This window comes from Pseudomonas migulae (assembly GCF_024169315.1).
In the GTDB taxonomy this organism is placed as follows: domain Bacteria; phylum Pseudomonadota; class Gammaproteobacteria; order Pseudomonadales; family Pseudomonadaceae; genus Aquipseudomonas; species Aquipseudomonas migulae_B.
The window spans coordinates 877778-903232 of record NZ_JALJWR010000001.1 but is presented as its reverse complement, the minus strand read 5'-3'; the positions used below and the strand labels follow the sequence as shown (position 1 = coordinate 903232).

The 25455-nt window shown below is 60.2% G+C and carries 23 protein-coding genes; 13 read left to right on the top strand and 10 right to left on the bottom strand.

Translation table 11 applies throughout. The features are described 5' to 3' along the window. Positions 1 to 31: 31 nt before the first annotated feature. Positions 32 to 4831, bottom strand: a complete 4800-nt coding sequence (locus J2Y86_RS04035) for a dermonecrotic toxin domain-containing protein (protein WP_253428334.1) — start codon at positions 4829 to 4831, stop codon at positions 32 to 34. A 219-nt stretch (positions 4832 to 5050) separates the two neighbouring features. Between J2Y86_RS04035 and J2Y86_RS04030 the strand changes: the two genes are divergently transcribed. Beyond that, on the top strand, positions 5051 to 6091 hold the full coding sequence (locus tag J2Y86_RS04030; RefSeq protein WP_253428332.1) for an Ldh family oxidoreductase: 1041 nt from the start codon (positions 5051 to 5053) through the stop codon (positions 6089 to 6091). A gap of 144 nt (positions 6092 to 6235) precedes the next feature. On the opposite strand, the gene J2Y86_RS04025 is transcribed toward J2Y86_RS04030, so the two are convergent. Then, the gene (locus J2Y86_RS04025) at positions 6236 to 6553 is read right to left on the bottom strand and encodes a DUF883 family protein (protein WP_064677549.1); all 318 of its coding nucleotides are present in this window, start codon (positions 6551 to 6553) and stop codon (positions 6236 to 6238) included. 165 nt (positions 6554 to 6718) lie between these two features. Here J2Y86_RS04025 and J2Y86_RS04020 point away from each other — a divergent pair, with 165 nt between their 5' ends. After that, positions 6719 to 6970, top strand: a complete 252-nt coding sequence (locus J2Y86_RS04020; protein ID WP_007937833.1) for a hypothetical protein — start codon at positions 6719 to 6721, stop codon at positions 6968 to 6970. 9 nt (positions 6971 to 6979) lie between these two features. On the opposite strand, the gene J2Y86_RS04015 is transcribed toward J2Y86_RS04020, so the two are convergent. Continuing rightward, the gene (locus J2Y86_RS04015) at positions 6980 to 7888 is read right to left on the bottom strand and encodes a LysR family transcriptional regulator (protein ID WP_253428330.1); all 909 of its coding nucleotides are present in this window, start codon (positions 7886 to 7888) and stop codon (positions 6980 to 6982) included. Between the two features lie 84 nt (positions 7889 to 7972). On the opposite strand from J2Y86_RS04015, the gene J2Y86_RS04010 reads away from it, so the two are divergent. After that, positions 7973 to 8896 (top strand): carbon-nitrogen hydrolase family protein, encoded by a 924-nt coding sequence (locus J2Y86_RS04010; RefSeq protein WP_253428328.1) that lies wholly within the window; start codon positions 7973 to 7975, stop codon positions 8894 to 8896. Positions 8897 to 9101: 205 nt separating this feature from the next. Here the strand turns inward: J2Y86_RS04010 and J2Y86_RS04005 are convergent, their stop codons facing one another. From J2Y86_RS04005 to J2Y86_RS03995, 3 genes are all read right to left on the bottom strand, one after another. Further along, entirely contained in the window at positions 9102 to 9575 is a 474-nt protein-coding gene (locus J2Y86_RS04005) for an LEA type 2 family protein (protein ID WP_253428326.1), read from the bottom strand. Between the two features lie 58 nt (positions 9576 to 9633). Then, positions 9634 to 11106, bottom strand: coding sequence for a nucleobase:cation symporter-2 family protein (locus J2Y86_RS04000; protein WP_253428324.1), 1473 nt, complete (start codon positions 11104 to 11106; stop codon positions 9634 to 9636). Positions 11107 to 11361: 255 nt separating this feature from the next. Beyond that, entirely contained in the window at positions 11362 to 12255 is an 894-nt protein-coding gene (locus J2Y86_RS03995; protein ID WP_253428322.1) for a LysR family transcriptional regulator, read from the bottom strand. Positions 12256 to 12356: 101 nt separating this feature from the next. On the opposite strand from J2Y86_RS03995, the gene J2Y86_RS03990 reads away from it, so the two are divergent. Both J2Y86_RS03990 and speB read left to right on the top strand, forming a co-directional pair. Then, the gene (locus J2Y86_RS03990) at positions 12357 to 13448 is read left to right on the top strand and encodes a polyamine ABC transporter substrate-binding protein (protein ID WP_253428320.1); all 1092 of its coding nucleotides are present in this window, start codon (positions 12357 to 12359) and stop codon (positions 13446 to 13448) included. A 19-nt stretch (positions 13449 to 13467) separates the two neighbouring features. Then, entirely contained in the window at positions 13468 to 14427 is a 960-nt protein-coding gene (gene speB / locus J2Y86_RS03985) for an agmatinase (protein WP_253428318.1), read from the top strand. 101 nt (positions 14428 to 14528) lie between these two features. Here the strand turns inward: speB and J2Y86_RS03980 are convergent, their stop codons facing one another. Then, positions 14529 to 15581, bottom strand: a complete 1053-nt coding sequence (locus J2Y86_RS03980) for an aldo/keto reductase (RefSeq protein ID WP_253428316.1) — start codon at positions 15579 to 15581, stop codon at positions 14529 to 14531. A gap of 203 nt (positions 15582 to 15784) precedes the next feature. On the opposite strand from J2Y86_RS03980, the gene J2Y86_RS03975 reads away from it, so the two are divergent. The 5 genes from J2Y86_RS03975 to J2Y86_RS03955 all read left to right on the top strand — a co-directional run bounded on the left by J2Y86_RS03975 (position 15785) and on the right by J2Y86_RS03955 (position 19236). Next, positions 15785 to 16501, top strand: a complete 717-nt coding sequence (locus J2Y86_RS03975) for a helix-turn-helix transcriptional regulator (protein ID WP_253428313.1) — start codon at positions 15785 to 15787, stop codon at positions 16499 to 16501. Positions 16502 to 16553: 52 nt separating this feature from the next. Continuing rightward, positions 16554 to 16895, top strand: a complete 342-nt coding sequence (locus J2Y86_RS03970) for a nuclear transport factor 2 family protein (RefSeq protein WP_253428311.1) — start codon at positions 16554 to 16556, stop codon at positions 16893 to 16895. Between the two features lie 30 nt (positions 16896 to 16925). After that, positions 16926 to 18044: a cell division protein ZapE gene (zapE, locus tag J2Y86_RS03965; RefSeq protein ID WP_253428309.1), complete on the top strand. Its 1119-nt coding sequence runs from the start codon at positions 16926 to 16928 to the stop codon at positions 18042 to 18044. 18 nt (positions 18045 to 18062) lie between these two features. Beyond that, positions 18063 to 18650, top strand: a complete 588-nt coding sequence (locus J2Y86_RS03960) for a DinB family protein (protein WP_253428307.1) — start codon at positions 18063 to 18065, stop codon at positions 18648 to 18650. 94 nt (positions 18651 to 18744) lie between these two features. Then, a complete protein-coding gene (locus J2Y86_RS03955; protein ID WP_253428305.1) occupies positions 18745 to 19236 on the top strand; it encodes a GNAT family N-acetyltransferase in 492 nt (163 codons plus the stop codon). Positions 19237 to 19303: 67 nt separating this feature from the next. On the opposite strand, the gene J2Y86_RS03950 is transcribed toward J2Y86_RS03955, so the two are convergent. The 3 genes from J2Y86_RS03950 to J2Y86_RS03940 form a co-directional block, all read right to left on the bottom strand. Continuing rightward, entirely contained in the window at positions 19304 to 19504 is a 201-nt protein-coding gene (locus tag J2Y86_RS03950) for a hypothetical protein (RefSeq protein WP_253428303.1), read from the bottom strand. 163 nt (positions 19505 to 19667) lie between these two features. Beyond that, a complete protein-coding gene (locus J2Y86_RS03945; protein ID WP_253428301.1) occupies positions 19668 to 21416 on the bottom strand; it encodes a phosphoethanolamine transferase CptA in 1749 nt (582 codons plus the stop codon). Positions 21417 to 21612: 196 nt separating this feature from the next. Next, positions 21613 to 21795 (bottom strand): DUF6026 family protein, encoded by a 183-nt coding sequence (locus tag J2Y86_RS03940; RefSeq protein WP_214383149.1) that lies wholly within the window; start codon positions 21793 to 21795, stop codon positions 21613 to 21615. A gap of 270 nt (positions 21796 to 22065) precedes the next feature. Between J2Y86_RS03940 and gnd the strand changes: the two genes are divergently transcribed. From gnd to J2Y86_RS03925, 3 genes are read left to right on the top strand one after another with little or no spacing between them, the layout of a single operon-like run. After that, complete coding sequence (gene gnd / locus J2Y86_RS03935) at positions 22066 to 23046, top strand: phosphogluconate dehydrogenase (NAD(+)-dependent, decarboxylating) (RefSeq protein ID WP_253428299.1); 981 nt, start codon at positions 22066 to 22068, stop codon at positions 23044 to 23046. Continuing rightward, positions 23043 to 24566, top strand: coding sequence for a glucose-6-phosphate dehydrogenase (zwf, locus tag J2Y86_RS03930; RefSeq protein ID WP_253428297.1), 1524 nt, complete (start codon positions 23043 to 23045; stop codon positions 24564 to 24566). The genes gnd and zwf overlap by 4 nt, the downstream gene beginning before the upstream one ends. Continuing rightward, positions 24563 to 25384 carry an HAD family hydrolase gene (locus tag J2Y86_RS03925; RefSeq protein ID WP_253428295.1) on the top strand — a complete coding sequence of 274 codons (822 nt, stop codon included), beginning with the start codon at positions 24563 to 24565 and terminating at the stop codon, positions 25382 to 25384. The genes zwf and J2Y86_RS03925 overlap by 4 nt, the downstream gene beginning before the upstream one ends. Positions 25385 to 25455: the final 71 nt, after the last annotated feature.

The window sequence follows — 25455 nt, the reverse complement described above, 5'->3', positions numbered from 1 at the left end:
GCCCTCAAAAACCATCGCGCCAGGGCAGATACTATGCGACCGGATCCAGTTGCCGTCCCATTTCACAGATCAGGAACGCGATCGAATCGGCATTGCGCAATATGATGTCGATTCGGGACGTCGGTTCGTCGGGACTCAAAAACGCCTTCCGCGCATCATCCATCGTCCTGCCGTTGGTCAATTCCAGGATTTCCTTGCCCACACGATCCAGGCCTGGAATCGCGTCCAGACTGACCCACTCACTCAGTGTGTTGTTCCAGCGAGCGAAAAGCTCTTCCCTGGGTGTTTCCATCGACAGCGCGCAACGTTGAAAGTCCTGTTGTGACTGTTTCATGGCGGCGCCATAACCCGTGATGGGGCTGACGAGATCGAGGAACGGTCGTCTCGCTTCAAGCGTGGCGATGTCGAGGGCCTTTGAATAAAGGTGAGCGAACTCGTGAATCAGCGTGGCTGCCTGGCCATGACCGTCGACATTGAAAGGTTCGGAGAGACAGGACTTGTACCAATCGAGTCCCTGGTCGAAAAACCTATCGGTGAAATGCACGCTCTTGCGCCGGTCCAGATCCAGCACGAACGCCATCATGTCGTCGTCCACATACTTGTTGGAGCCCACGACAAAGCGCTCGGTATTCAGCAGGTCTTCGCCGGGATCCACCAAGGCGTTGCAGATGGGAACAATGGCCTGTTTGATTTTGTCGAGAAGGTCGTTGTCGACGCCACCAACATCGAAAAAACGCTTCAGAAAAGTATCCAGCCGCGTACCCGGCAGCAATTTCCTGAGTTGCACCAGGTTATGCAAACTGTTGAACGCATAGAAGCGCGCCATGTCGACGGCCTGCACGATCATCCGGGCTTTTTCCGGGTGATGGGTGCGTATCTCGTCCATGCCCCGCGCTTCGATGTTCAGCACTTTGCGGGCCCGGTAGTTGTTCGCATATCGATTGTGCAAGGTGGACATCGCTTTGCCGTGATGCACGGTCTGCGCGTCCGGGTCGATCACCAGTTGTCGATCGGTGGTTTTCACCAGGTACGGACCATTTTCCCGTTCAGTCAGGATTCGCCATACAGCACCTGGCTTGGCGACCCGATAGACTTTCCCGGCGATGGCGGCGAAGTGATTGGCACTGCCGGAGTCGAGGTAGGTGCCATCGGCGGCGTCCTTTTTCAGGTCCTGCAACGCGACGGTGGTCACCTCGAAACGCTGCAATGCAGTGCGCGTCGGTGCTGTCGGCTGCACGTCTGTCCATCGCGCGGCGACCACCGGGTTCTCGACCGGGGCGCCGACGGCCGCTACCGGTGCAGTGACTGGCGGCGCTTCCAGCGACAATCTGCCCAGCGACACCATTTGTGCGCCTCCGGCAATAAACGCCTTCAGCGCGCGTGTCCAGTGGTGATCCTGCAGGGCCTCGGCGGAGTCCTTGAAGTCTTTGTAGGCTTGCCACAAAAAACGGACGTAGGCGAGTTTGCCGGGCAAAAGCCCGGAGATCAGTTTGATCCCGGAGCTGAACAGCTGCTTGACCGCTTCCCAGTCCGGGCGGCCGCTGGCGTCGGACTGACTGCCGAGCATCTGCGACAGTAACCGGGTGTTGTCACTGAACAACCGGGTCAACAGATTGCCGTCGATCGCGGTGGCACCCAGGGTGATTTCACTCGGATTCCCGACGCTGGACGTGAACAGGTTGTTGAACGATGCCCGCTCGCTCTCCGGCAGACGACGAAGAATCAGCTCCTGGAGTGCGCCCGGTGTATTGATCGCCGCGACAACGGCGGCCTCGTTTGCGAATTCAGTGAACACCGAGCCCGTGTGATAGGGCGTGTACAGAATGTGTGGCCCTTGTTGCCCGGCACCCGGGCCGATCACGTACAGGCCCAGCGCCTGGACGGCTGTGGCACCGGCCGTCTTGATCAACTCCAGGGGCCTGGCGATAGCGTGAGCACCGGCAACCGTGGCCCGGGCGACAGCGTCAGGCATGTTCAGCACCTGCTCGATCAGGTCGAACGCGCTGGCGGTCAGCAGTTTTTGCAGCTTCAGCGCATGGGCGTGTTGCAGCAATTGCCACGGCAGTTGCTGGATAAATCGCAGTTTTCGGGTTTCGGCATCGCTACCTGACAAGGCGTCTGTCAGCAGTTTTCCAAAGCCTTGCTGAATGTTCAGCGAGAGCAGTAACTGTTTGACGGCGGCCTGGGTCAGTTCTTCGGGGATCGCTTGCAGGGTTCTCGAAGCGACCCGGAATCCTGTGCCTTGAGCGATGCTGATGTGGTTCAAGGCGAAATCGGTCAGGGTTTGCGCGGGTCCGGCCAGTGCCAGACGGGGCGTGATCTCGATCATGTCCGGATCAAGGGATTTGCCAGGGAATCGGGCGGTCAGCAGCGTCTTGAGTGTTTGACGACCGTACTCCTCCAGCGTTTGTAGGCCGTGCAGGTAATCCTTGTCGTCGATGACGGTGTTGCGATATTGCTCCAGCAACTCGATGTGCAACTGTTGTTCTTCGACCGGAGCTATGCCTAGCCATGCCGGCAGGGACTGTTGCTGGGTGATGGCCGAGGCGATCGAAGAGGCTCTGCGCAAGTTGCAGTCGATGGCCGTTTGCGTCAGCTGTTTGAGTGCCTTGTTTTGTTGTATTTCGCTCAGCTTCAGCGATCGCACGTACTCGCAGCGGCCCAGAAAGTGGTCAATGGCGGATTGCGCAACGTGCTGTAAAAGATTGCCCTCGATCAGTTGCAATCTGCTGAGCGAATAGCGACGGTGGAACAGGCGCTGGGCGGGGGACAGATTCTCCAGCAGCTCCAGGCGTTTTTGAGGGTCGAGCAGGCGCTGGTTCAGGTGGCTGCGTACGCGGGTGACCGAATCAAAGACCTCCAGCCCGACCGCGGGCGTCCATAGAATGGCGCGCCCGGAATGTTGGGCATCCAGCCCGCCACGCTCGGTCAACAGGATGCAATTGGCCAGGGGCAGCACGTCCTGCTGGCCGGAGCACTCAAGGACGAGGGAAAAGGCGTCCGGGCGGAATCCCTTCACGGCCAGGCGACTTTTACGATCCGCCCGATCCGGGTTGAAGACCCTGTCGACGACCCGCCAATCGTTGTTTCGCAGTGTGCCACCGAGCTCCCGGAGGGTGGCTTCACCCCGCACGCCAACGGAAAAGGCATGGGCCAGGTGGGGTTTCATGTTTTCCAGATACACCTGCTGTAACGCCTGCGTCTTGATCGGTTGCGCCGCAAATTCCGTGCGGATTGACGATTCGACATCGCGAAAGGTCTTCACGAAACCCGCCGCCGTATCGGCCAGCACCATCGACGATTGTTTGGCGGGCAAGGCGGGGCGGGTGCTCCAGCGACCTTGAGCGTCCAGCGTCAGCAGGTATTCGTCGATCATGGCGCGTATGTCCAGCGCCTTGTCGAAAAAGGCCTGGATGTCCACCGAGCCGTCGCTGTAACGGAACACCTGGAAGGCGTACTCCAGGTTTTGCAGTTGTTTGCCAATGATCGCTTCGAAGAGTGTCTCGAACACCGAGCCCGACACCACGGCCCCGGAGACTTGAGGCTGATGGAAACCGATGAAACGGGTGCGCTCCTCCAGGCTCAGGAGGTCATAGAGCTCGTCGTCGTGGCCGGCCACTGTGGATTTGTGCTCAAGGACGCGCTTCAGGTCCTGATAATCCTTCAACACCTGCAGCCCGTTGGTGGGGGTGTAGAGAAACGCGTTGGAACTGTCCTGGTTGATCATCAATGAACCGGCGAGTTCGACATAGTTGGCCTGGTACTCCCAGAGGCGCACGGTTTCCAGGGTCAGTGTCGTCGAGGTTCCCGACGTCGAGTCCATCAGCGGGTGCAAGGCGCGGCTTTGTTCCGGGGTGATGATTTCGGTCTCGCGTTTGATCAGCAGGTCGGCGCGTGCCTTTTCGCGGATGGCCCGCGAAAAGAATGCCCGGCGCGTGGCGCCATCGGTACTCGCCTCGTTCCAGTAGTTTTGCAATTGCCGGGAAAGCTGGCTGATCAAGTCGTCGGCAGCGGTCTTCACAGCTGTTTCCCAGTGTTGCCGGTCATTGCCCTGCGGCACTCTTTTCGGATGAGAAAACTCAGGGCGCTGCCCGGTCGGCCATCGCTGATGGCGGTAGTACGCCAACACCGCCTGGCTCAGGGACATGGAGTTGATCCAGCGTCGGGACGTGGAGCGGTTCGAGTCGTCGCCGGACGCGGTTTCAGCATAAAAATCGACCTGGGTTTGCCGCTGATCCAGCGCTGGAAAATTCGCGCTCAGCAACCCCTCAAGCACCGAGTCAAGCAGCGCAGTGAGCGTGGGCAGTTTCTTCAGTTCATCGAGCATCGCCTGATCGTTGGTGTGCTGGTTGGTTTCGATGTCCGTGCGCTGGTCTTCGAAGACGTCCCCGTCGATGGTCTTGAAGGTCACGTCGACATCGGTGGCCGCCGCCAGCGTTTTGCGCGCAGACAACGACATGAACAGCAGCAGGTCGTCATCTTCCTTTATGTTTTCGAGCTGGTTCTTGACGTGCTCCTTCAACGAGGCGCGGCTATCGAACTTTTTTATGCCGGCGTACGGCGTGTAGAGAATTTCGCCTTTGTCATCCGGCGTGGCGCTCAACACGAAGCAGCCTGCTAGGGGAAGGGACAGTTCGCCGCAAGTGACCAGGATTTTTTCGGCGAGCATCGGCGAGCTTTGTTGATTGCGTAATGCATGGCTGGCCAGTTTCAGGTGGCTGAACCACTCGAAATCCTTGCGCGTCAGCCCATGGGTTTTACCAAGCTCGGTCCAGCGGCCCGGCGATTTCAAGGCTTGGGGAAATAGCAGCGGGGGTGTGGATATAGACATTGTCGAATCTCATGCAGGGCGCAGCGGATAGCGCCGTCAGGTTGAGATTCGAGACTAAAAGCGGCGGGCGCATTGAAGGTGGTAGATAGTTAACGCACGTTCTGCCGATGGCTGTGAGTACAGCTTCATCCGAAGGTTGACAGGCAGCGGGTTGCGCGTGGTTAATCAGCGGGTCTTCCTACGCTGTTGCCCCCTCCAATAATTAGTCTGGAGCTTCAGATGTCTGCGCCACACGATCATGTGTCTACTGCTGTCTCGCAAAACCTGTCCCTCGATGAGTTGACGGCCTTGCTTGAGAAGATTTTCCTGCGTCACGGCACCTCGTCCGATGTCGCTCGGGTACTGGCCGAAAACTGCGCCGGCGCCGAACGCGATGGTGCCCACAGTCATGGTGTGTTTCGCATTCCCGGTTACGTGTCGACGCTGAAGAGCGGCTGGGTCAATGGTCAGGCCGTGCCGGTGGTCGAGGACGTGGCGTCGGGGTTTGTCCGGGTCGACGCCGGCAACGGTTTCGCCCAACCGGCGCTCGCCGCTGCCCGCGCCTTGCTGGTGGAAAAGGCTCGCAGTGCCGGGATTGCGGTGTTGGCGATTCGTAACTCCCACCATTTTGCGGCGTTGTGGCCGGACGTCGAACCGTTCGCCTATGAAGGGCTGGTGGCATTGAGCGTGGTCAACAGCATGACCTGCGTGGTGCCGCATGGCGCCGATCGCCCGCTGTTCGGCACCAACCCGATTGCTTTCGCCGCCCCACGGGCCGACGGTGAGCCGATTGTCTTCGACCTGGCCACCAGCGCCATTGCCCACGGCGATGTGCAGATTGCCGCGCGCAAGGGCGAACGCTTGCCGGCGGGCATGGGGGTCGACGGCCTGGGTCAGCCGACCCAGGACCCGAAAGCGATTCTGGAAGGGGGCGCGTTGCTGCCGTTCGGCGGGCATAAAGGCTCGGCGTTGTCGATGATGGTGGAGCTGTTGGCGGCGGCGCTGACCGGGGGCAATTTTTCCTTCGAGTTCGACTGGAAGAACCATCCTGGCGCCAAAACCCCATGGACCGGCCAGTTGTTGATCGTGATCGATCCGAGCAAGGCGGCCGGGCAGAGCTTTGCCGAGCGCAGCCAGGAGCTGGTGCGGCAGATGCACGGTGTGGGGCTCAAGCGGTTGCCGGGTGATCGACGTCACCATCAGCGGGCGAAATCCAGCGCGAATGGCATTCAGCTAGATGCGGATACAGTGGCGAACTTGCGGGAATTGGCCGGCGCCTAGGAATTGAAATGCGGATCTGTGGGAGCGGGCTTGCTCGCGAAGAGGGTGTGTCAGTCGACATTACCGTTGCTGACACAGCGCTTTCGCGAGCAAGCCCGCTCCCACAGGGATTGCATTTCGCTATTGAATTATTGGTTGGCGGGCTTACCGGCGACCCAGCAACAACCCGACAACCAAACCAAACCCGGCGGAAATCGCCACGGTTTGCCATGGATGCCCGCCAATGTAGGTTTCAGTGGCTTCGACCGCCGGCAGGGTCCGGTCTCGAACGCTGGTGACCGAGTCCCGTGCCTGCTGGAGTTTCTGGGCGATTTGTCCGCGAAGCGTGTCGGCTTCTTCACCGACCAGTGACGCACTGCTCTTGAGCAGTTTTTCCGACTCTTCGATCAGCGCCTGAAGTTCGCTGAAAGCCTGATCCTTGATTTGGTCTTCGGCGACTTGTGCGGCGGTTTTCCGGGCCATTGAGGTACTCCTTGCAAGTGAATAGGCAGTGAACAATGGAGTCCGCTGCGACGGAAAAAGTTGCAGTGATTTTGCGCGGGTCGGTCATCCTGTAGCAAAATCCAGCGCAGGACATTTCTTCCTACAGTGTAAGATGTCGCCAATTTACGCAGCAGGTAATTCCCCATGAGCTTCAATCTGGCCGACAAACCCCTTGCCGAGCGCGCAGCGCTTGAAGACGAGAAATCCCGTCTGTTCGAACTCTGGCAAAACAACCTGGGCAAAGCCAAGGGCGAAGCCGCACGGTTGTTCGGCGAGCGCGCCAAGCGCAAAGGCAAATGGGCCGAATGGGTCCGTTCCGAACTCGACGGCATGTCGCCCCCGGAGTTCGCGAACATGGTACGCAGTGAAGTCAATCGGTTGATGGCGGCCAAGTAAGGCTGGACCTCAGGCAAAAATCGCGACAATCGCCTCACGCACTTTCAACACCACCGGATCGAGCTGAGTGCTGGTACGCCAGCCCAGTTCGATCGGGTAACGCGGCAACGCCACAGGGCAGGGCAACAGCGCCAGACCGCTGAGCGCTGCAATGCTTCGGGCGGCATGCGCCGGAATGGTCGCCACGGCCTGACTGCCCTTGAGCAAATGCGGCAACGCCGCAAAATGCGTGGTCGAAGCGCAGACCCGCCGGCTCAGGCCCAGCGCGGCCAACCCTTCGTCGGTGATCCCGATAAAGCCACCCGACGACACCAGAATATGTTCACGGGTGACGAATTCCTCGAGGTCGATGGCTTGCTGTCCCGTGACCCGACTGATCGGGTCAACCAGACACAAATAATCGCCTTCACCCAGCACCTGACGACTCAGCAATCGCTCGGCAAACCCACCGGCCGTGATCGCCAGATCGATGCTGCGCTCCATCAACGCCTGCGCGACGATCTGACTGTGAGTCTGGCGAAAGATCAGCCGCAGCCTGGGTGCGCACCGCGCGATTTCCTCGATCAAGCGACGCCCGTAGGCGATCTCGAAATCATCCGACAAACCGACCGAGACCGAGCGGCCGTCGTAGTGATTGGCGGCCGGATCGACCATCGCCAGGCTCTGTCGGCATTTGTTCAGTGCGTCGCTGACCACCGGTTTCAACTGATTGGCCTTGAGCGTCGGCGCAAGGCCTCGTCCCGTGCGGACGAACAATTGATCGCCGTACACCTCGCGCAGTCGGCGCAACGCCGCGCTGACCGCCGATTGCGTCACACCCAGACGCAGCGCCGCACGGCTGGCGCTGGACTCTTCGTGCAAGGCTTCGAAGACTTTGAGCAGGTTGAGATCGACGGAGGCGATATTCATTTGGTTCATATCATTCAGCAGCGTTAGGGGCCTTATTGATGATCCCGTGACGCCTGAGAATGAGCAACACCTGATGTGAACGGAGTGACCGCCATGCCCAAGTCAATTGTTGCTGCACTGCAAATCGGCGCCTTGCCCGGCGGCAAGGCCGAGACGCTGGACCAGATCCTCTCGTACGAAAATGCCATTATTGAGTCAGGCGCGGCGCTGGTGGTCATGCCTGAAGCGTTGCTGGGCGGATACCCGAAAGGTGAAGGTTTTGGCACCCAACTGGGTTATCGCTTGCCGGAAGGTCGTGAAGCCTTTGCCCGTTATTTTTCCAACGCCATTGATGTGCCTGGGGCGGAAACCGAAGCGCTGGCCGGGTTGTCGGCGCGTACAGGCGCGAACCTGGTGATCGGCGTGATCGAGCGCGCTGGCAGCACGTTGTATTGCACTGCGCTGTATTTCGATCCGCAGGCCGGGCTGGTGGCGAAGCACCGCAAGCTGATGCCGACCGGTACTGAGCGGCTGATCTGGGGCAAGGGCGATGGCTCGACGTTGCCGGTGATCGACAGTCAGGTCGGGCGGATCGGCGCGGTGGTGTGTTGGGAAAATATGATGCCGCTGCTGCGCACCGCGATGTACGCCAAAGGCGTGGAAGTGTGGTGCGCGCCCACGGTGGACGAGCGGGAGATGTGGCAGGTCAGCATGCGCCACATCGCTCATGAAGGCCGTTGCTTCGTGGTCAGCGCCTGTCAGGTTCAGGACTCGCCGCAAGCGTTGGGCGTGGACATCGCCAACTGGCCGGCGGACCGGCCGTTGATTGCGGGGGGCAGCGTTATCGTCGGGCCGATGGGCGATATTCTGGCCGGGCCGCTGCGGGGAGGGCGCGGATTACTCTCCGCTGAAATCGACACTGACGACCTGATCCGCGCGCGTTACGACTACGACGTCGTCGGCCACTATGCGCGCCCGGATGTGTTCGAGTTGACGGTAGATGAGCGTGCCAAACCCGGCGTGCGGTTCAACACATAACCAAAACTGAGTGTGAGCTTTTGTGGTGAGGGGATTTAGCGAAACGTCGCACCGCCCCGTTGGGCTGCGAAGCGGGCCCAAGCTTGCAATCCCATTATGTCTGACACGCCGCATTCAATGGTTTTACGACTGCTTCGCAGCCGAACGGAGATAAATCCCCTCGCCACAGAGGCCCGCTGACACTTTAGAGTGTCAGCGTTGGTATTCACCAGGTACCGACTGTCGACCCCGGCAAACTGAGCTTGCCACTGTCCGTAAATCGCATCGTCCCAAACAATCCGCCCGCCAGTTTGCCGCGCAAGACATAAGGCAGGTTGTTCAGCGTCTGGGTCTGGCTCAGGCCCAAGGTCTGGCGCAGCACCGAGAACGCCGAAACACTCACCGGCACGGTCAGCACTGTCTCGGAAAAACGCGCAATCGAGCCCGATTGATCACTGACGCCGGAGGCGAGGGGCTGGCCGTTAACGGACAGGTCCAGCGCCACGCCGTTGTAGTTGATCGCGGATTCATTGGGATTCTGCACGCGGATTTTTACCGCGAATCGCACTTCCATGTCCTGACTCTGCAGCGGTTCGAAACCGACCACGTTGATGTTCAGCGGATCACGATCGGGCAACAGGGCGCAGGCGCTCAGGGACAGCAACAGAAGGGAAAGGACAACGGCGTGGACACTGCGCATGGACATGCTCTCTTGAAGAAAAGGCCGAACCACCGCTGTGGCTCGGCCTTGAGCCTGTCTAGCGGTTCAACTGTGCGACAACCGCAGGCGTGGCGGGTTCACCTTTGGCCGGGACATCCGGGTTTTCCATGACCTGGAGGATCGAGGCTTCCGGATCGAAATCGTCTTCTTCCAGTTCGAGGAATTCTTCGGGAAGGAAGATATTCAGCACGATAGCGCACAACGCGCCGACGGTGATCGGCGATTCGAAGATGTTGTGCAGCGCTTTCGGCAATTCGCGCAGCACCTCCGGCACGGCCGCCACACCCAGACCCATGCCGAGGGAAATCGCCACGATCAGCATGTTGCGCCGATGCAGGCCGGCTTCGGCGAGGATCTTGATGCCGGCCACCGCAACGGTGCCGAACATCACCAGTTCAGCGCCACCGAGCACCGGTTTGGGCATCAGTTGCAGCACCGCGCCGATCATTGGAAACAACCCCAGCACCACCAGCAGACCGGCAATGAAAAACGCCACGTAACGGCTGGCCACGCCGGTCAGTTGAATCACGCCGTTGTTCTGCGCGAAGGTCACCATCGGCATGCTGTTGAACACCGCCGCCATGGCCGAGTTGAGACCGTCGGCGAGCAGGCCGGACTTGATCCGGCGGATGTAGATCGGGCCTTTGACCGGCTGCCGGGAAATCATCGAGTTGGCGGTCAGATCACCGGCGGCCTCCAGGGGCGACACCAGGAAAATCACCGCTACCGGCACGAACGCCACCCAGTCGAAGTTGAACCCGTACTTGAACGGCACCGGCACGCTCATCAGTGGGACGTCGGGCATGCTGCCGAAATCCACGTGGCCCATGAGCCAGGCGACGACGTAGCCGAACGTCAGACCGATCACGATCGCCCCGAGGCGCAGGAACGGCACGTCTACCCGGTTCAAGACCACGATGGTGCCGAGCACCAGCGCTGCCAACCCCAGATGACTGGCGGCACCAAGGTCGGTCGCGCCGAAGCCACCGGCGATGTCGGTCATGGCGACTTTGATCAGCGACAGGCCCATCAGCGTGATGATCGTCCCGGTCACTACCGGCGTGATCAGCATCCGCAGCTTGCCGATGAACTGGCTCAGCGCCACTTCAATGAACGCGGCAAAAAAACACACGCCAAAGATCGTCGACAGAATTTCATCGGTGCCGCCACCGCGAGCCTTGACCATGAAACCGGCGCTGAGGATCACGCTGATGAACGAAAAACTGGTGCCTTGCAGACACAGCAAACCGGAACCGATCGGGCCGAACCGCCGCGCCTGGACGAAGGTGCCCAGGCCCGAGACGAACAGCGCCATGCTGATCAGATAGGGTATTTCGCTTTGCAGGCCGAGGGCGCTGCCCATGATCAGGGTCGGGGTGATGATGCCGACGAAACTGGCGAGTACGTGTTGCAGGGCGGCGAAGACGGTGGCGGTCAAATGCGGGCGGTCGTCGAGGCCGTAGATCAGGTCGCTGTGGCGCGGAACAGTGGCTTTTTCAGAGGCGGTCATGGTGGTTTGCGTGCCGAAAGGCGGGCCGGGTCAGAAAATGGAGGCGCAGGATGCCAGAAAGACTGGTTTGTCGAAACACAAACTCGGGTTTACACAAAACCTGTGGTGAGGGGGCTTGCCCCCGTTGGGCTGCGCAGCGGCCCCAAAACACTGTCGACGCGGTTCGTCAGATGTACCGCGTTGGATGGATTTACGTCTGCTGCGCAGCCGAACGGGGATAAATCCCCTCGCCACAGGGATCGCGGCTGGCAGGAGTCAGGCAAACGCCGACAGTAAATCCTCTTCAAACGCCTTTTGCGCATCGCCTGGCACCTGCGCACGGTGGCGAGCCAGGTGAAATGCCACGTCGAAACTCATGTCGTTGCGCCGCACGGCCCTGAGCAACCCTTTGTCCTCCCAGCTGCGGGCAAAGTGGCTGGGCAGATAGCCGACGTGCTTGCCGGACAGAATGAAGGCGAGGGTGCCTTCGACCTGTTCCGAACGTGCCGAGCACTGTTTGCCCTGGAACGGCTCATCGCTGCGCAGAAATCGGTAAGGGTGATCCACCCGGTCGCACGCCTGCAACGCGTGATCATCCGGCGCGTCGTCGGTGAACAGCGGATGGCCGGGGGCGCAATACAAGTGCTGGGTTTCGCTGAACAGTTCGCGGTAGTCAAATGCGCTCTGCACCTGTGAGAAATATCCGATCGCCAGGTCCAGCCGTTGTTGCAGCAGCAAGCGCTCCATTTCGCCGGGCATCGCGCTGATCAACTCGATGCGCACTGACTCATCGCGTTCGCGAAAACGGCGGATCGCGTCGGCCACCCGTTGCAGTACCGATTGATCCACGGCTTCGGACAGCCCCAGGCGCACCTCGCCGATCAAGCGGCCGTCTACGCCATTGGATTGATGACGGAACGCTTCGATGGACTCGAACAGTCCCCGTATCGCGATCAGCAGTTGTTCGCCTTTGGGGGTGATCCTGAATCCGCCCTTGCCGCGACTGCACAGCCGATAACCGAGCCGGGTTTCGAGCCTGGCCATTTGCTGGCTGATACTCGACTGACTCAGGCCCAGCTCACCCTGGGCCGCGCTGAAGCCGCCACATTCCACCACGCTGACGAACAGGCGCAGCAAGTGCAGATCCACATCGTGAAGCTGGCCGAGCATCAAACATTACTCCGCAATAAAGTCAGGATAATTGACTTGGTATTTTTCCAATGTATCCGACGACGCATGCTGCAGCCACTTCCTCTGGTCAGGTGTTCGTCATGGGTCCTTCATTCAAGCTGTGTTTACCCGCGTTGTTGCTTTCCATGGCGGTGTCGGCCCAGGCCGAGGAGAACGTCGTCAACCTTTACAGCTGGGCCGACTACGTGGCGCCGGACACCTTGCAGCGCTTTGAGCAGGAAACCGGCATTCACGTGCGTTACGACACCTTCGACTCCTCGGAAGTGCTGGAAACCAAGCTGCTCACCGGCGGCAGCGGCTACGACGTGGTGGTGCCGTCGTCCAGCGTGCTGGCGCGCGGGTTGGCGGCCGGCGCGCTGAAGGCGATTCCCCACGAAGGCCTCAAGGGCTACGCCAACCTCGATCCGGACTTGCTGGAAAAACTGGCCGCGGTCGATCCCGGCAACCGCTACGGCGTGCCGTACACCTGGGGGACTTTGGGGCTCGGGATGAATGTCGAGGCAGTGAAAAAACGTTTGCCGGATGTGCCGCTCAACAGCCTCGACCTGCTGTTCAAACCCGAATACGCCAGCAAGCTGAAAGATTGCGGGGTGGCGATCATCGATTCGCCGCAGGAAGTGATCGGCCTGGCGCTGCACTATCTCGGTAAAGATCCCTACAGCACTGACAAGTCTGATCTGTCAGCCGCCGAGGCGCTGTTGCATCAGCTTCAGCCAAATGTGTTGTACGTCGCCAGCGGTCGACAAATCAACGACCTGGCCAATGGCAGCGTTTGCCTGGCGTTGACCTACAACGGTGACGCCAGCATGGCGGCCGATCAGGCGCGAAAAGCCAACAAGCCCTACGAAGTGGCGTACCGGATTCCCAAGGAAGGCACGCTGGTCTGGCAGGACAACCTGGCGATTCCCAAGGATGCGCCGCACCCCGAAGCGGCCCGCGCGTTCATCGAGTTCATGCTGCGTCCCGAGTCTGTCGCGGCGCTGACTAACACGCTGTTCTTTGCCACCGCCAACCAGGCCGCTACACCGCTGGTGGATGAGACGGTGCGCACCGATCCGGACATTTACCCGCTTGCCGAGGTGCGCGAACGGCTGTACGCCGACCGCAGTATGAGCCTCAAGGACATGCGTCAGCGCACCCGGCTGTGGACCACTTTCCGTAGCCGCCAATAACTAAAACAAGGAGAAACCGATGGACGTCCCCGTGCAAAACGATCAGGCCATGACCCGCGACAGCCTTTACGGGACTGCCGCTGAAAGTACCTACGCCGGCATCACCAGTTTCATGCGTCGTCGCTACAGCCGTGACTTGCGCGGTGTCGACGTTGCCGTCAGCGGCGTGCCGTTCGATACCGCCACCAGCAACCGTCCCGGTGCGCGTTTCGGACCGCGGGGCATTCGTGCGGCCTCCACCGGGATTGCCTGGGAACGCCACTGGCCGTGGGCGTTCGATCCGTTCGATCACCTCGCCGTGATCGACTACGGCGATTGCGGCTTCGATTACGGCTCGCCTCAGTCAGTGCCGGAAAGCATTGAAGCCCACGCCGAGCGCATTCTGAATGCCGGATGCGCGATGCTGACGTTTGGTGGCGATCACTTCATCAGTTACCCGCTGCTCAAGGCCCACGCCCGTAAACACGGGGCGCTGTCGCTGATCCATTTCGATGCCCACAGCGACACCTGGCCGGACGAAGAGGGCAAGCGCGTCGACCACGGCACGATGTTCTGGCATGCGGCCAAGGAAGGTCTGGTAGACCCGTCGCGCTCGGTTCAGATCGGCTTGCGCACCACCAATGATGATCATCAGGGCTTTCAGGTTCTGGATGCGCGGCAAGTGCATCGCCGTGGCGTCGATGAAATTGTCGAAGCCATACGCGCTCGGGTCGGCGACAACCCGGTGTACCTCACGTTCGACATCGACTGCCTCGACCCGGCGTTCGCCCCGGGCACAGGAACGCCGGTGTGCGGCGGTTTGAGCACGGTGCAAGCGCTGGAAATACTCGGTGGGTTGCGCGGGATCAATCTGGTGGGGATGGACGTGGTGGAAGTGGCTCCGGCCTACGACAGTGCGGACATTACCTCACTGGCGGCGGCGACATTGGCGATGGAGATGTTGTGTTTGTATGCGGCCAAACATAAGGTCGATCGGTAATACAGATTGGCGTTGTCAGTGATGACGCCTTCGCGGGCAAGCCTCGCTCCTACAGGACTAGTGCATGACCTGTAGGAGCGAGGCTTGCCCGCGAAGCTTTTTCAGGCGACCGGAATTATCGGCAGATCCAGGGTTTCACCCCCGCTAAACCGCGCAACAGAACCGGCAATGGACTCATGTGGCACACCCATCGCCACTGCGCTGACCTCATCCAGCCGCGACAACTGTTCCCCACTCAACTGCACATTCAACGCGCCCAACGTCGCATCCAGCTGCTCACGCGTGCGCGAACCCAGGATCGGAATCAGCGCCGTTGTCGAGCGTTTGGCTTTTTCCCGCAGCCAGGCAATGGCCACGTGCGTCGGGCTGGCGCCGAGCTCCGCCGCGACAGCGAGCAAGGTGTCGAGCAGGGCGGTTTCGCGGGCACTTTTCTCGGCGTGCACCAGCATGCCCAGTTTCGCGGCGCGGTTGTTCTCGTCACTGGAGCGATATTTACCAGTCAGGAAGCCGCCACCCAACGGCGACCATAACGTCGCGGCCAGCCCTAACGCTTCGGCCATGGGCAGTTGCTCACGCTCGGCGGTGCGTTCGGCGAGGCTGTACTCGGCCTGAATGGCGGCAATCGGCGCAAAGCCGCGAACTTCGGCCAGCAGGTCGGCCCGGGCGATGCGCCACGCCGGGAAGTTCGACAGGCCGGCGTAATGAATCTTGCCGGCGCGCACCAGGTCATCGAAACCCCGCAGGATCTCTTCCATAGGCGTGACACCGTCGCTCATGTGCGCCCAGAAAAGGTCGATGTGATCGGTCTTGAGCCGTGACAGGCTTTCTTCCACGGCGCGAACCATGTTCTTGCGGTTGTTACCGGTGTGGGAAATGCCCGCAGCCGGCGTAGTCCCCAAGGTGTATTTGGTGGCGATGACCAGGCGATCGCGCTCCTGGGCGATGAACTCGCTGAGCATGGCTTCCGACTGTCCACCCTGATAACCGTTGGCGGTGTCGATGAAATTGCCGCCGGCCTCCAGGTAGCCATCAAATATGCGTTTGGCTTCATCGCGTTCGGCGCCATGGCCCCAACCCGTACCAAAGTTGCCGGCGCCGAGCGCCAGTTCCGAGACACGCAAGCCGGTTTTTCGGCCGAACACTTTGTAATGCATGGGATGACTCCTGAAAGAAAGAGGCGGCGACTGAATATAGATGTCACGAGACATGTATTAAAGATGATGCCTGTCATGTATTTCGTCAAGACGCTTTTTCAACCGCGAGAAAAGAGCCGACAACCGGGCGCATTACTACTGCCACTTTCTGACAGGGTCCTCTGCTAAGCTCCGAGCACTTTTCCGAACCGAGCCCGCCAATCGTGTCTCGCACCACGCGTTTACTGACCCTGTTGCAAGTGCTGCGCGGCAAGAGTCGCCCTGTCACGGCGGCGACCCTTGCCGGCGAACTGGAGATTTCCGAGCGTACGCTCTACCGCGACATTGCGGAACTCACCGCACTCGGCGCGCCGATCTACGGCGAGGCGGGGATCGGATACGTGCTGCGCAGCGGTTTGTTCCTGCCGCCCTTGATGCTCAACGCCGACGAAACCGAAGCCATCGTGCTGGGACTGCGCTATGTGGACCAGCGTGGTGATGAGGTGTTGAGCAAGGCGGCGGCTGATGCGCTGGCCAAGATTGCAGCGGTGCTGGCGCCCGAAGCGCTGGACGCCTTGCGCAACCCGACGGTATTGCCGGGCCCGTCCGGCTATGGCTTCGCACCCAACGCCGTGGCGTTGAATGTGTTCCGCCAGGCGATCCGTGATCAGGCCAAGTTGCACATCGACTATGCAGACGCCCAGCAGGTGCCCAGTCAACGGTTGATCTGGCCGTTGGCGCTGGGGTTTCTCAACGAGGTGCGAATCATCGTCGCCTGGTGTGAATTGCGCGGCGCCTATCGGACGTTTCGCACTGACCGGATTTCGGCGGCGAACGAGCAGGGCGAGCGTTATCCGGGGCGGCGTGGCGACCTGCTGCGCACCTGGCGCAAGCAGATGCAACTGGATGAAGCGGGGCGTTTCACTCCTGACAAGAACTGACACAGGCATGTTTTAGCATGGCTCCAGAATCAACCAACAAGGAGTTATAGACATGTCCAGTCCCGCCTCTTCGCTGGCGCCCGCCATCACTGCTTACCTGGCCGCCGCCAATGCCCGCGATACTTCGAGGGTTGCCAGTTTCTTCGCTGAGGATGCCAATGTGTTCGATGAAGGCCGGCATCAGATCGGCCCGCAGGCTATAGCCCAATGGATGCAAGACACCGCTCAGCGTTATCAGCCAAGGGTCGAAGTGCTCGACGTGCAACTGCGCACCGGCAAGGTGCTGGTGCATAACCGGGTGTCCGGCACGTTTCCCGGCAGTCCGCTGGAGTTGCGCTATATGTTCCGTCTGAACGAGCAGGGCAAGATCGCTCGACTGGACATTTCACTGTAGAGGCCGCGCCGCGATGGCATACTGCCGCGCATGAATGTCGATTCCCCGTTAAGCGCCTGGCAACACGCCATTGAACAGAAGGGCTTCGTCCAGGACGAGGCCCAGGAACATGCTGTCTGGGCGCTGCAAAAATGCTACGAAGCGCTGCATGAAGGTCGCACCCCGGTCACGGGCGTTTACCTCTGGGGGCCGGTCGGGCGTGGCAAGACCTGGTTGATGGACCAGTTCTACCAAAGCCTGCAGGTCCCGGCCCGACGCCAGCACTTTCATCACTTCATGGGTTGGGTGCATCAGCGCTCGTTTCAGCTGACCGGCACTGCCGACCCGTTGAAAGCGCTGGCCCGGGAATTGAGTGAAGAAGTGCGCGTGCTGTGTTTCGACGAGCTGTTCGTCAATGACATCGGCGACGCCATCATTCTCGGGCGCTTGTTTCAGGTGATGTTCGACCAGGGCGTGGTGGTGGTCTGCACCTCCAATCAGCCGCCGGACCTGCTGTATGCCGATGGCTTCAACCGTGACCGCTTCGTGCCGGCCATCGAGGCGATCAAGCGCCATATGCAGGTGATTGCGGTGGATGGCGGCGAAGATCATCGCCTGCATCCCGGGGCCGGTTTGCAGCGCTATTGGGTCGCCGCGCCCGGCCAGCCCGGCGCGTTGGGTGATGTGTTCAAGGCGTTGACCGCCGGCCAGACGGTTTCCGGTGAGCCGGTCAAGGTCGGCTACCGTTCACTGAATGTGGTGCAAGCTAGTGAAACCGTGCTCTGGAGCCGTTACGCCGACCTCTGCGAACAACCCTTCGCCGCCATGGATTTCATGGCCCTGTGCGACACCTACAAGGCTATTCTGTTGAGTGAAGTGCCCAACCTCAGCGCGCAGAAGCGCGAAGGGCGCATCGCCCGTGGCACCGAGGACGGTGTCGAACGGGTGGTGGCGGGCGATCGCGAATTGCCGCAATTGTCGGTACATGATGACGGTGTGCGGCGTTTCATCGCGTTGGTGGACGAATGCTACGACCGCAAAGTGCCGTTGTACCTTGAGGCGCAGGTGCCGATGGAATCGCTCTACACCGAAGGCTATCTGGAATTCCCGTTCCGTCGCACCCTCAGCCGATTACAGGAAATGCAGCTGCAACGTTTCGCCGACGCTTGAACCCAAGGAGCCGCGAACATGAATCAGCCCTTGTCCCATCATTTGCTGACCATGGCCTATCAGAACGCCTGGGCCAATCATCGACTGGCCAAGGCCTGGGGACAATTGAGTCCGCAGGACCTCACGGCGCCGCGAGTCAGTTTCTTCCCCAGCCTGCGGGCGACCCTCAATCACATCCTGACCTGCGACTGGTTTTACGTGGATGCACTGGAACGGGAGTTGCGCGGCGATGCACCGCATCCCGAGTGCGATGTGTTTTTCGCCAAAGACGAGCCCTTCACCAACGCCATTGACCTCAAGCGCGAGCAGGTCCAGGTAGATCGCCGGTTGATCGCTTACTGCGAGCAGATGCGCGACGCGGAGCTGGGCAAGATCGTGACTATCGCCCGGGACACGCCGCAACACGACAGTCGATTGCGCCTGCTGTCGCACCTGTTCGAGCACCAGATCCATCACCGTGGCCAGGTTCACGCCATGCTCAGCGGTACGTCTATCGCACCGCCGCAACTGGACGAGTTTTTCTGCGCCGGCGAGTCGGGTCTGCGGGCTGCGGATTTCACCGAACTGGGATGGACCGAAGCGCTGATCTGGGGCACCTCGGTTTAAAGATTGCAGGACGGGCAGGACTCGCGATAGGGTCGCTGGGCCCTGCGGCGCGGTCTGCGCGCCGGGGCTATTTCACGTGTGATCGAGGATGGAAATGGAATCCGCAGAAATTCTTGTGCTTCAGGCCAGCTACACCAATCCGGTGCATGCCGAGGCCTTGCGCCTTGTATTGAATCATTACGCCGAAGACCCGATGGGTGGCGGTCATTCCTTGCCGGCCGAGGTGCTGGAGCACCTGCCGGAAGAACTGGCCAAGCGTCCCCATGCGTTCAGCGTGCTGGCTTTTGTCGGCGGTGAACCGGCAGGGCTGGTCAATTGTTTTGAAGGCTTTTCGACGTTTGCCTGTCGCCCGCTGGTCAACGTGCACGACGTTGTGGTGATGAAGGCGTTTCGCGGGTTGGGCCTGAGTCAGAAGATGTTGCAAAAGGTCGAGGAGATCGCCCGTCAGCGTGGCTGCTGCAAAATCACCCTGGAAGTGCTGGAAGGCAATGCCGTGGCCCAGTCGTCCTACGCCAAATTCGGCTTTAGTGCGGGCATGTTCGATCCGGCGCATGGCCGGATGCTGTTCTGGACCAAGCCCCTGTAGGAGCACTGCTTGCCGGCGAAGGCGATTTCAAATACGCCTTCGCCGGCAAGCCTGGCTCCCACAATAGTTAGCGCTTGTAATGCTCCGTCACTTGCGCCGTCTGATCGTCCGGAACCCGGACTTCAGCGGTTTGCTGACTCTGATTCTCCTGTTGGCTAAGCCGCAGGCTCTCGTAGTAATAGCGCATGCGTTCCGCGCCGCCTTCGGCCAACGCACTGGCCGAAACGAACGTCATCAGGCCGGCAACGATCAAGGGTGTACGTTTCATGGTTCGCCTCCCACAACGGATATCGGGTGCCTTTCTTCCATGAAGCAATGTCACGCGGACATTATCTGCCGATTCTGTTAATTGGGAATTAACTGCGTATGGGGCTTTCCGTTCCAATTTGGGACGAGCAAGAAAAAGGGGCCGGAACCGGCCCCTGAAAGGTTTAATGAAGCACGACATCCCCAGGATTCGGCTTCACCTTCGGTTTGATCAGGCTGAAGTCGATCAACGCCTTCTGCTGGCGCTCATAGGGATTGCCGATCATCAGTGGACGTGGTTTGAAGCTGTCGCTGACCAGGCTCTTGCTGCGATCGAGTTCATCGAAACTCAACCCCGCCAGATCGGCCCAGGTATGGATCAGGTGCGAACTGCTGTACGGCCGCCCCAGGTCCTCGGCAAAGCTCCAGTCATGTGTCTCGCGCCATTTCGGCGAAGCCCAGGCCATGAACGGAATGGTGTACATCGGCGCCGTCGGCTTGGCCTCGTTGCGACCCAGTGTGCTGTGGCCAGGAGAGTCGAAAACGTCTTCGCCGTGGTCGGAGAGGTACAGCAGGAAACCGTTCGGATCGGACTTGGCGTAGTCCTTGATCAGGCTCGAGACCACGAAGTCGTTGTACAGCACCGCGTTGTCATAGCTGTTGTAGGTCGGCAGTTGATCGTCACGCACGCCGGCGGGAACGCCGTTGCGGTCCTTGAACTTGTCGAACGTCGACGGATAGCGGTACTGGTAGCTCATGTGCGTACCGAGCAGATGCACGACGATCAACTTGCGTGGCGCCGCATCGGCCAGGGCCTTGTTGAACGGCTCGATCACGTCGCCATCGTACTGGGCGGCATTCTGGTTGCGGTTGTTGTTCAGGTACACCTGTTCATCGGCCTGCTCGGAGAAGGTGGTGAGCATGGTGTTGCGCTTGGTCATGGTCTGCTGGTTGGTGATCCAGAAGGTTTTGTAGCCGGCCTGTTTCATCATGCTGACCAGCGATGGGGTCGACAGGTACAGGTCCGGGTTTTCTTCGTCGGCGAAGGTCAGTACCTGTTGCAATGCCTCGATGGTGTAGGGGCGCGGGGTGATGACGTTATCGAAGACCGCCAGTTGATCCTTGAGCTTGTCCAGTTCCGGCGTGGTTTCACGCGGGTAGCCGTAGAGGCTCATGCGCTGACGGTTGGTGGATTCACCGATCACCAGCACCAGGGTTGCCGGCTGGTTGGCCATCGCATCCTTGAGGTTGTTAAGCGGTGGAATCTTGCTCGCACTGTCGAGCATGTCCTGCATGCCGGCGAGGGTGTCGAGGTAACGGTGATAGGCCACCGCCATCTGCCATGGCACTGCCGGTTCGATGCGGGTTTCAAGTTTTTCGAAACCTTCGGCGAAGCTGCCGGTGCGGAGGGTCTGTTTGATCATCGGATAGCCGATCACGGCCACCAGAATCGCTGTCGCCGCTACCAGCGCGCGACCGCGGGGCATGTACACCGGGCGCAACCGCGTCCACAGGAAATACGCGAACAACGTGTGGGCGAGGAACGCCACCACCATCCACCAGGCGAAATATTGGGTCATGTACTCGCCGGCTTCAGAGATGTTCGATTCGAACATGATGAAGATGACGCTCTGGGAAAATTCCTGCTGATAGATGAAGAAGTATCCCAGGCTGGCCATGGAGCAGGCCCACAGCACCACGCCGATCAGCGCGGCCATTACACGGGTTTGTCGGGGGAACAACAGCATCGGCGCCAGCCAGATGGCGCTCATCACAAAGGCTTGGCGGAAGCCGGTGAAGCCGGAGGTGCCCGTCAACTGAATCAGCAGTTGGGTGATGCCGGAAAAATACCAGAAGAACAGGAACAACCAGAGGAATCCTGCCCAATCAAAACCTTTCGCAGACGAACTGCTGCTGCGTTGAAACAAAGCCATTGCGCGCTCCAGCCAGAATCACTTTCCACCGCCGGGACATGAAAGTCGCCGACGAACGGGCGCCGCGCGAATACCGGCGGCCATATCGGGCCGGAGTATCAACAAGGACGTGTGAAAGTTTTGTGAGCTGCGTGCAGGCGAATCGGGAGGACATTTCGGAAACAGCGCAGGGCTGCTTCCGATTCAGGCGAGGAGATCAGGCGTGGGGAGCACGCAGTGTGACAGGCTTCGGCTGGGCCTGGAGGCCTTGCGTCAACAGGCGCAATTGCTCGACTTCCTGCTTCAGCTGGTCGCGCTCGTCTTTCAACTGGCGCAATTCATCGCGACGGATCGTGACGTAAAGGGTTTGTGCTGGCCGTGCTGCTTGTACTGTGCCCATTGCTCACCTCGCAAATGGCTGTCTCAACTGTAAATTCGCCCCGACATCGGTGCTTATTTACTATCGGCGCTGATTTTGATTTCTTTTGCCCTGGAAGGGAACTTTTTTATTTTTCACGGTCGCTGTGTCTTTGGCACGATTACGGACGTTATCAGTCAGGATCGGGCACAATGCCCGGAAACTTCATGCCTCCTCGCTGGACTAAGTCGAATGAGTCGCGTTGGGCTATAACCTTTGACACACTTTATTTGTAGTAGGGAGCATCAGCACATGCAACTCGGGATTATTGGACTGGGCCGCATGGGCGGCAATATTGCGCGGCGCCTGATGCTCAACGGGCATACCACCGTTGTTTACGACCGCAATACCGCCTTCGTCGATACCCTGGCCGCCGAAGGCGCCAAAGGCGTCATCGACCTGCCGGCCCTGGTCGCTGGCCTGGCCAAACCACGAGCGGTCTGGGTCATGCTGCCGGCCGGCGCACCGACCGAAGACACCATTGACACCCTGAGCAACATGCTCGAACCCGGCGATACCATCATCGACGGCGGCAACACCTTCTATAAGGACGACATCCGCCGGGCGAAAACCCTGTCGGAAAAAGGCCTGCACTACGTCGACGTCGGCACTTCCGGCGGCGTCTGGGGCCTGGAGCGTGGTTACTGCATGATGATCGGCGGCGAAGCCGAGGTGGTTAAGCGCCTCGATCCGCTGTTCGAAAGCCTGGCACCGGGCATCGGTGATATCCCTCGCACCAAGGACCGCAAGTCGGACGACGATCGCGCCGAGCGCGGTTACATCCACGCCGGTCCTGCAGGCTCCGGCCATTTCGTGAAGATGATCCATAACGGCATCGAATACGGAATGATGCAGGCCTTCGCCGAAGGCTTCGACATCCTCAAGACCAAGGCCAGCACCAACCTGCCGGAAGATCAGCGCTTCGATCTGAATGTCGCTGACATCGCCGAAGTCTGGCGCCGTGGCAGCGTGGTCTCGTCGTGGCTGCTCGACCTGACCGCCGATGCGCTGGCCAGCGATCCGAAGCTCGACGGTTACTCGGGCTCGGTGGCTGACAGCGGTGAAGGTCGCTGGACCATCGAAGCGGCCATGGAACAATCGGTACCGGTGCCGGTGCTGTCGAACTCGCTGTTCTCCCGCTACCGTTCGCGCGGGCAGGGCACCTTTGGCGACAAGATTCTCTCGGCCCAGCGCTTCGGCTTCGGCGGCCATGTGGAGACTGCGAAAAAATGACCCGATTGATCCGCAACAAATCCAAGGCAGAACCCGCACCACCGACCACGCTGTTCCTGTTCGGTGCCCACGGTGACCTGGTCAAGCGCTTGCTGATGCCGGCGCTGTACAACCTGAGTCGCGACGGTCTGCTTGGCGATGGCTTGCGGATCATCGGCGTTGACCACAACGCAATCACCGATGAGGCCTTTGCGCAGAAGCTCGAAGATTTCATTCGCGCTGAAGTGGCGAGCAAGGTGGGCAAGGGCGATCAGGCCCTTGATCCGCAGTTGTGGGCCAAACTGGCCAAAGGCATCAGCTACGTCCAGGGCGACTTCCTGGACGACAGTACGTATCAGGCGCTGGCGGACAAAATCGCCGCCAGCGGCACTGGCAACGCGGTGTTCTATCTGGCCACCGCGCCACGTTTCTTCAGCGAAGTGGTGCGTCGTCTCGGCGCCGCCGGTTTGCTGCAAGAGTCACCGGAAGCTTTCAGAAGGGTAGTGATCGAAAAACCGTTCGGCTCGGATCTGCACACCGCCGAAGCCTTGAACGCTTGCTTGCTCAAGGTGATGACGGAAAACCAGATCTACCGGATCGATCACTATCTGGGCAAGGAGACCGTGCAGAACATTCTGATCAGCCGGTTCTCCAACAGCCTGTTCGAAGCCTTCTGGAACAACCATTACATCGACCACGTCCAGATCACCGCCGCGGAAACCGTCGGCGTGGAAACCCGTGGCAGTTTTTATGAGCACACTGGCGCCTTGCGGGACATGGTGCCCAATCACCTGTTCCAGCTATTGGCGATGGTTGCAATGGAACCCCCGGCTGCCTTCGGCGCCGATGCAGTTCGCGGCGAGAAAGCCAAAGTGGTGGGGGCGATTCGCCCTTGGTCCACCGAAGAGGCACGGGCCAATTCGGTGCGCGGTCAATACAGCGCCGGTGAAATCGACGGCAAGCCGTTGCCGGGTTACCGCCAGGAAACCAACGTATCGCCCGACAGCACGACCGAAACCTATGTGGCGCTCAAAGTCATGATCGACAACTGGCGCTGGGTCGGCGTGCCGTTCTACCTGCGTACCGGCAAGCGCATGAGCGTGCGCGACACCGAGATCGTCATCTGCTTCAAACCGGCGCCTTACGCGCAGTTCCGTGATACCGAGGTCGATGAGCTGCAACCGACCTATCTGCGGATCCAGATTCAGCCCAATGAAGGCATGTGGTTCGATCTTCTGGCCAAACGGCCAGGCCCGGCGTTGAAAATGGCCAATATCGAACTGGGGTTTGCCTACAAGGATTTCTTTGAAATGCAGCCGTCCACCGGCTACGAAACCCTGATCTACGATTGCCTGACCGGCGATCAAACGCTGTTCCAGCGTGCTGACAACATCGAAAACGGCTGGCGCGCGGTACAACCCTTCCTCGATGCCTGGCAGCAGGACGCGAGTGTGCAGACTTACGCGGCCGGTGAAGACGGACCGCCGGCGGCGGAAGACCTGCTGACTCGCGACGGTCGCGTGTGGCATGGCCTCGGATGAGTGAGATCACGCCACACACCATCCGTTTTCTGCTCAGTGACATGGACGGCACGTTGTTATTGCCGGACCACAGCCTCAGCCAGCGCACCATCGAAGCCGTCCGTTCGTTGCGCGAGGCGGGCGTGTTGTTCAGCCTTGCCACTGGCCGGCCACCGAAAGCCATGTTGCAGCAGATCGAAGCCTTGGGCGTCGATCTACCGACGGCGGCCTTCAACGGCGGCACGATCGTCCATCCTGATGGCAGTCTGCTGGTCGCGCATTACTTGCCGGCCACGGCCGCACTGACCACGTTGGCGCTGTTTGCCGATCTGCCGGACATCGAGGTGTGGGTGTTCAGCGGCGGCGACTGGCTGGTGAAAGACCCGACCGGGCCGATGGTGCCGCGGGAGCAGCATGGCCTGGGGTATCCGCCGGTGGTGGTGGACAGTTTTGAGCCGTATCTGGAACACATCGACAAGATCGTCGCGGCGAGCAACAACACGCAGTTATTGATTGAGCTGGAGGCGCAGTTGCTGCCCAGGGTCGAGGGCCAGGCACAGGTGTCGCGCTCACAGCCGATTTACCTCGACGTGACCGCGATGCAAGCCAACAAGGGCGATGCGCTGGCGACGCTGGCCGAGTTCCTCGGTGTGCCGCTCGAGCAGACGGCGGCCATGGGCGATGGCGGCAATGACCCCGCCATGTTTCACCGCGCGGGCTTGTCGATCGCCATGGGGCAGGCGGAAGAGGCGGTGAAGCGTCAGGCTGACGTGGTGACCGGGGCCAATACCGAAGACGGTGCGGCGCAGGCGATTGAGCGGTACATCCTCCCTCACTAGCGACACAAAACAAATGTGGGAGCGGGCTTGCTCGCGAAAGCGGTGTATCAGACAACTTAATGTTGAATGAC

Coding starts and splice junctions, on each gene's coding strand:
- J2Y86_RS04000 (WP_253428324.1), bottom strand. CDS start 11,106: ATGACCGCCTCTGAAAAAGCCACTGTTCCGCGCCACAGCGACCTGATC.
- zwf (WP_253428297.1), top strand. CDS start 23,043: ATGACCCGATTGATCCGCAACAAATCCAAGGCAGAACCCGCACCACCG.
- J2Y86_RS04025 (WP_064677549.1), bottom strand. CDS start 6,553: ATGGCCCGGAAAACCGCCGCACAAGTCGCCGAAGACCAAATCAAGGAT.
- J2Y86_RS03925 (WP_253428295.1), top strand. CDS start 24,563: ATGAGTGAGATCACGCCACACACCATCCGTTTTCTGCTCAGTGACATG.
- J2Y86_RS03990 (WP_253428320.1), top strand. CDS start 12,357: ATGGGTCCTTCATTCAAGCTGTGTTTACCCGCGTTGTTGCTTTCCATG.
- J2Y86_RS04005 (WP_253428326.1), bottom strand. CDS start 9,575: ATGCGCAGTGTCCACGCCGTTGTCCTTTCCCTTCTGTTGCTGTCCCTG.
- J2Y86_RS04035 (WP_253428334.1), bottom strand. CDS start 4,831: ATGTCTATATCCACACCCCCGCTGCTATTTCCCCAAGCCTTGAAATCG.
- J2Y86_RS03980 (WP_253428316.1), bottom strand. CDS start 15,581: ATGCATTACAAAGTGTTCGGCCGAAAAACCGGCTTGCGTGTCTCGGAA.
- J2Y86_RS04030 (WP_253428332.1), top strand. CDS start 5,051: ATGTCTGCGCCACACGATCATGTGTCTACTGCTGTCTCGCAAAACCTG.
- zapE (WP_253428309.1), top strand. CDS start 16,926: ATGAATGTCGATTCCCCGTTAAGCGCCTGGCAACACGCCATTGAACAG.
- J2Y86_RS03945 (WP_253428301.1), bottom strand. CDS start 21,416: ATGGCTTTGTTTCAACGCAGCAGCAGTTCGTCTGCGAAAGGTTTTGAT.
- J2Y86_RS04020 (WP_007937833.1), top strand. CDS start 6,719: ATGAGCTTCAATCTGGCCGACAAACCCCTTGCCGAGCGCGCAGCGCTT.
- speB (WP_253428318.1), top strand. CDS start 13,468: ATGGACGTCCCCGTGCAAAACGATCAGGCCATGACCCGCGACAGCCTT.
- J2Y86_RS03955 (WP_253428305.1), top strand. CDS start 18,745: ATGGAATCCGCAGAAATTCTTGTGCTTCAGGCCAGCTACACCAATCCG.
- J2Y86_RS03970 (WP_253428311.1), top strand. CDS start 16,554: ATGTCCAGTCCCGCCTCTTCGCTGGCGCCCGCCATCACTGCTTACCTG.
- J2Y86_RS03995 (WP_253428322.1), bottom strand. CDS start 12,255: ATGCTCGGCCAGCTTCACGATGTGGATCTGCACTTGCTGCGCCTGTTC.
- J2Y86_RS03950 (WP_253428303.1), bottom strand. CDS start 19,504: ATGAAACGTACACCCTTGATCGTTGCCGGCCTGATGACGTTCGTTTCG.
- J2Y86_RS04015 (WP_253428330.1), bottom strand. CDS start 7,888: ATGAACCAAATGAATATCGCCTCCGTCGATCTCAACCTGCTCAAAGTC.
- J2Y86_RS03940 (WP_214383149.1), bottom strand. CDS start 21,795: ATGGGCACAGTACAAGCAGCACGGCCAGCACAAACCCTTTACGTCACG.
- gnd (WP_253428299.1), top strand. CDS start 22,066: ATGCAACTCGGGATTATTGGACTGGGCCGCATGGGCGGCAATATTGCG.
- J2Y86_RS04010 (WP_253428328.1), top strand. CDS start 7,973: ATGCCCAAGTCAATTGTTGCTGCACTGCAAATCGGCGCCTTGCCCGGC.
- J2Y86_RS03960 (WP_253428307.1), top strand. CDS start 18,063: ATGAATCAGCCCTTGTCCCATCATTTGCTGACCATGGCCTATCAGAAC.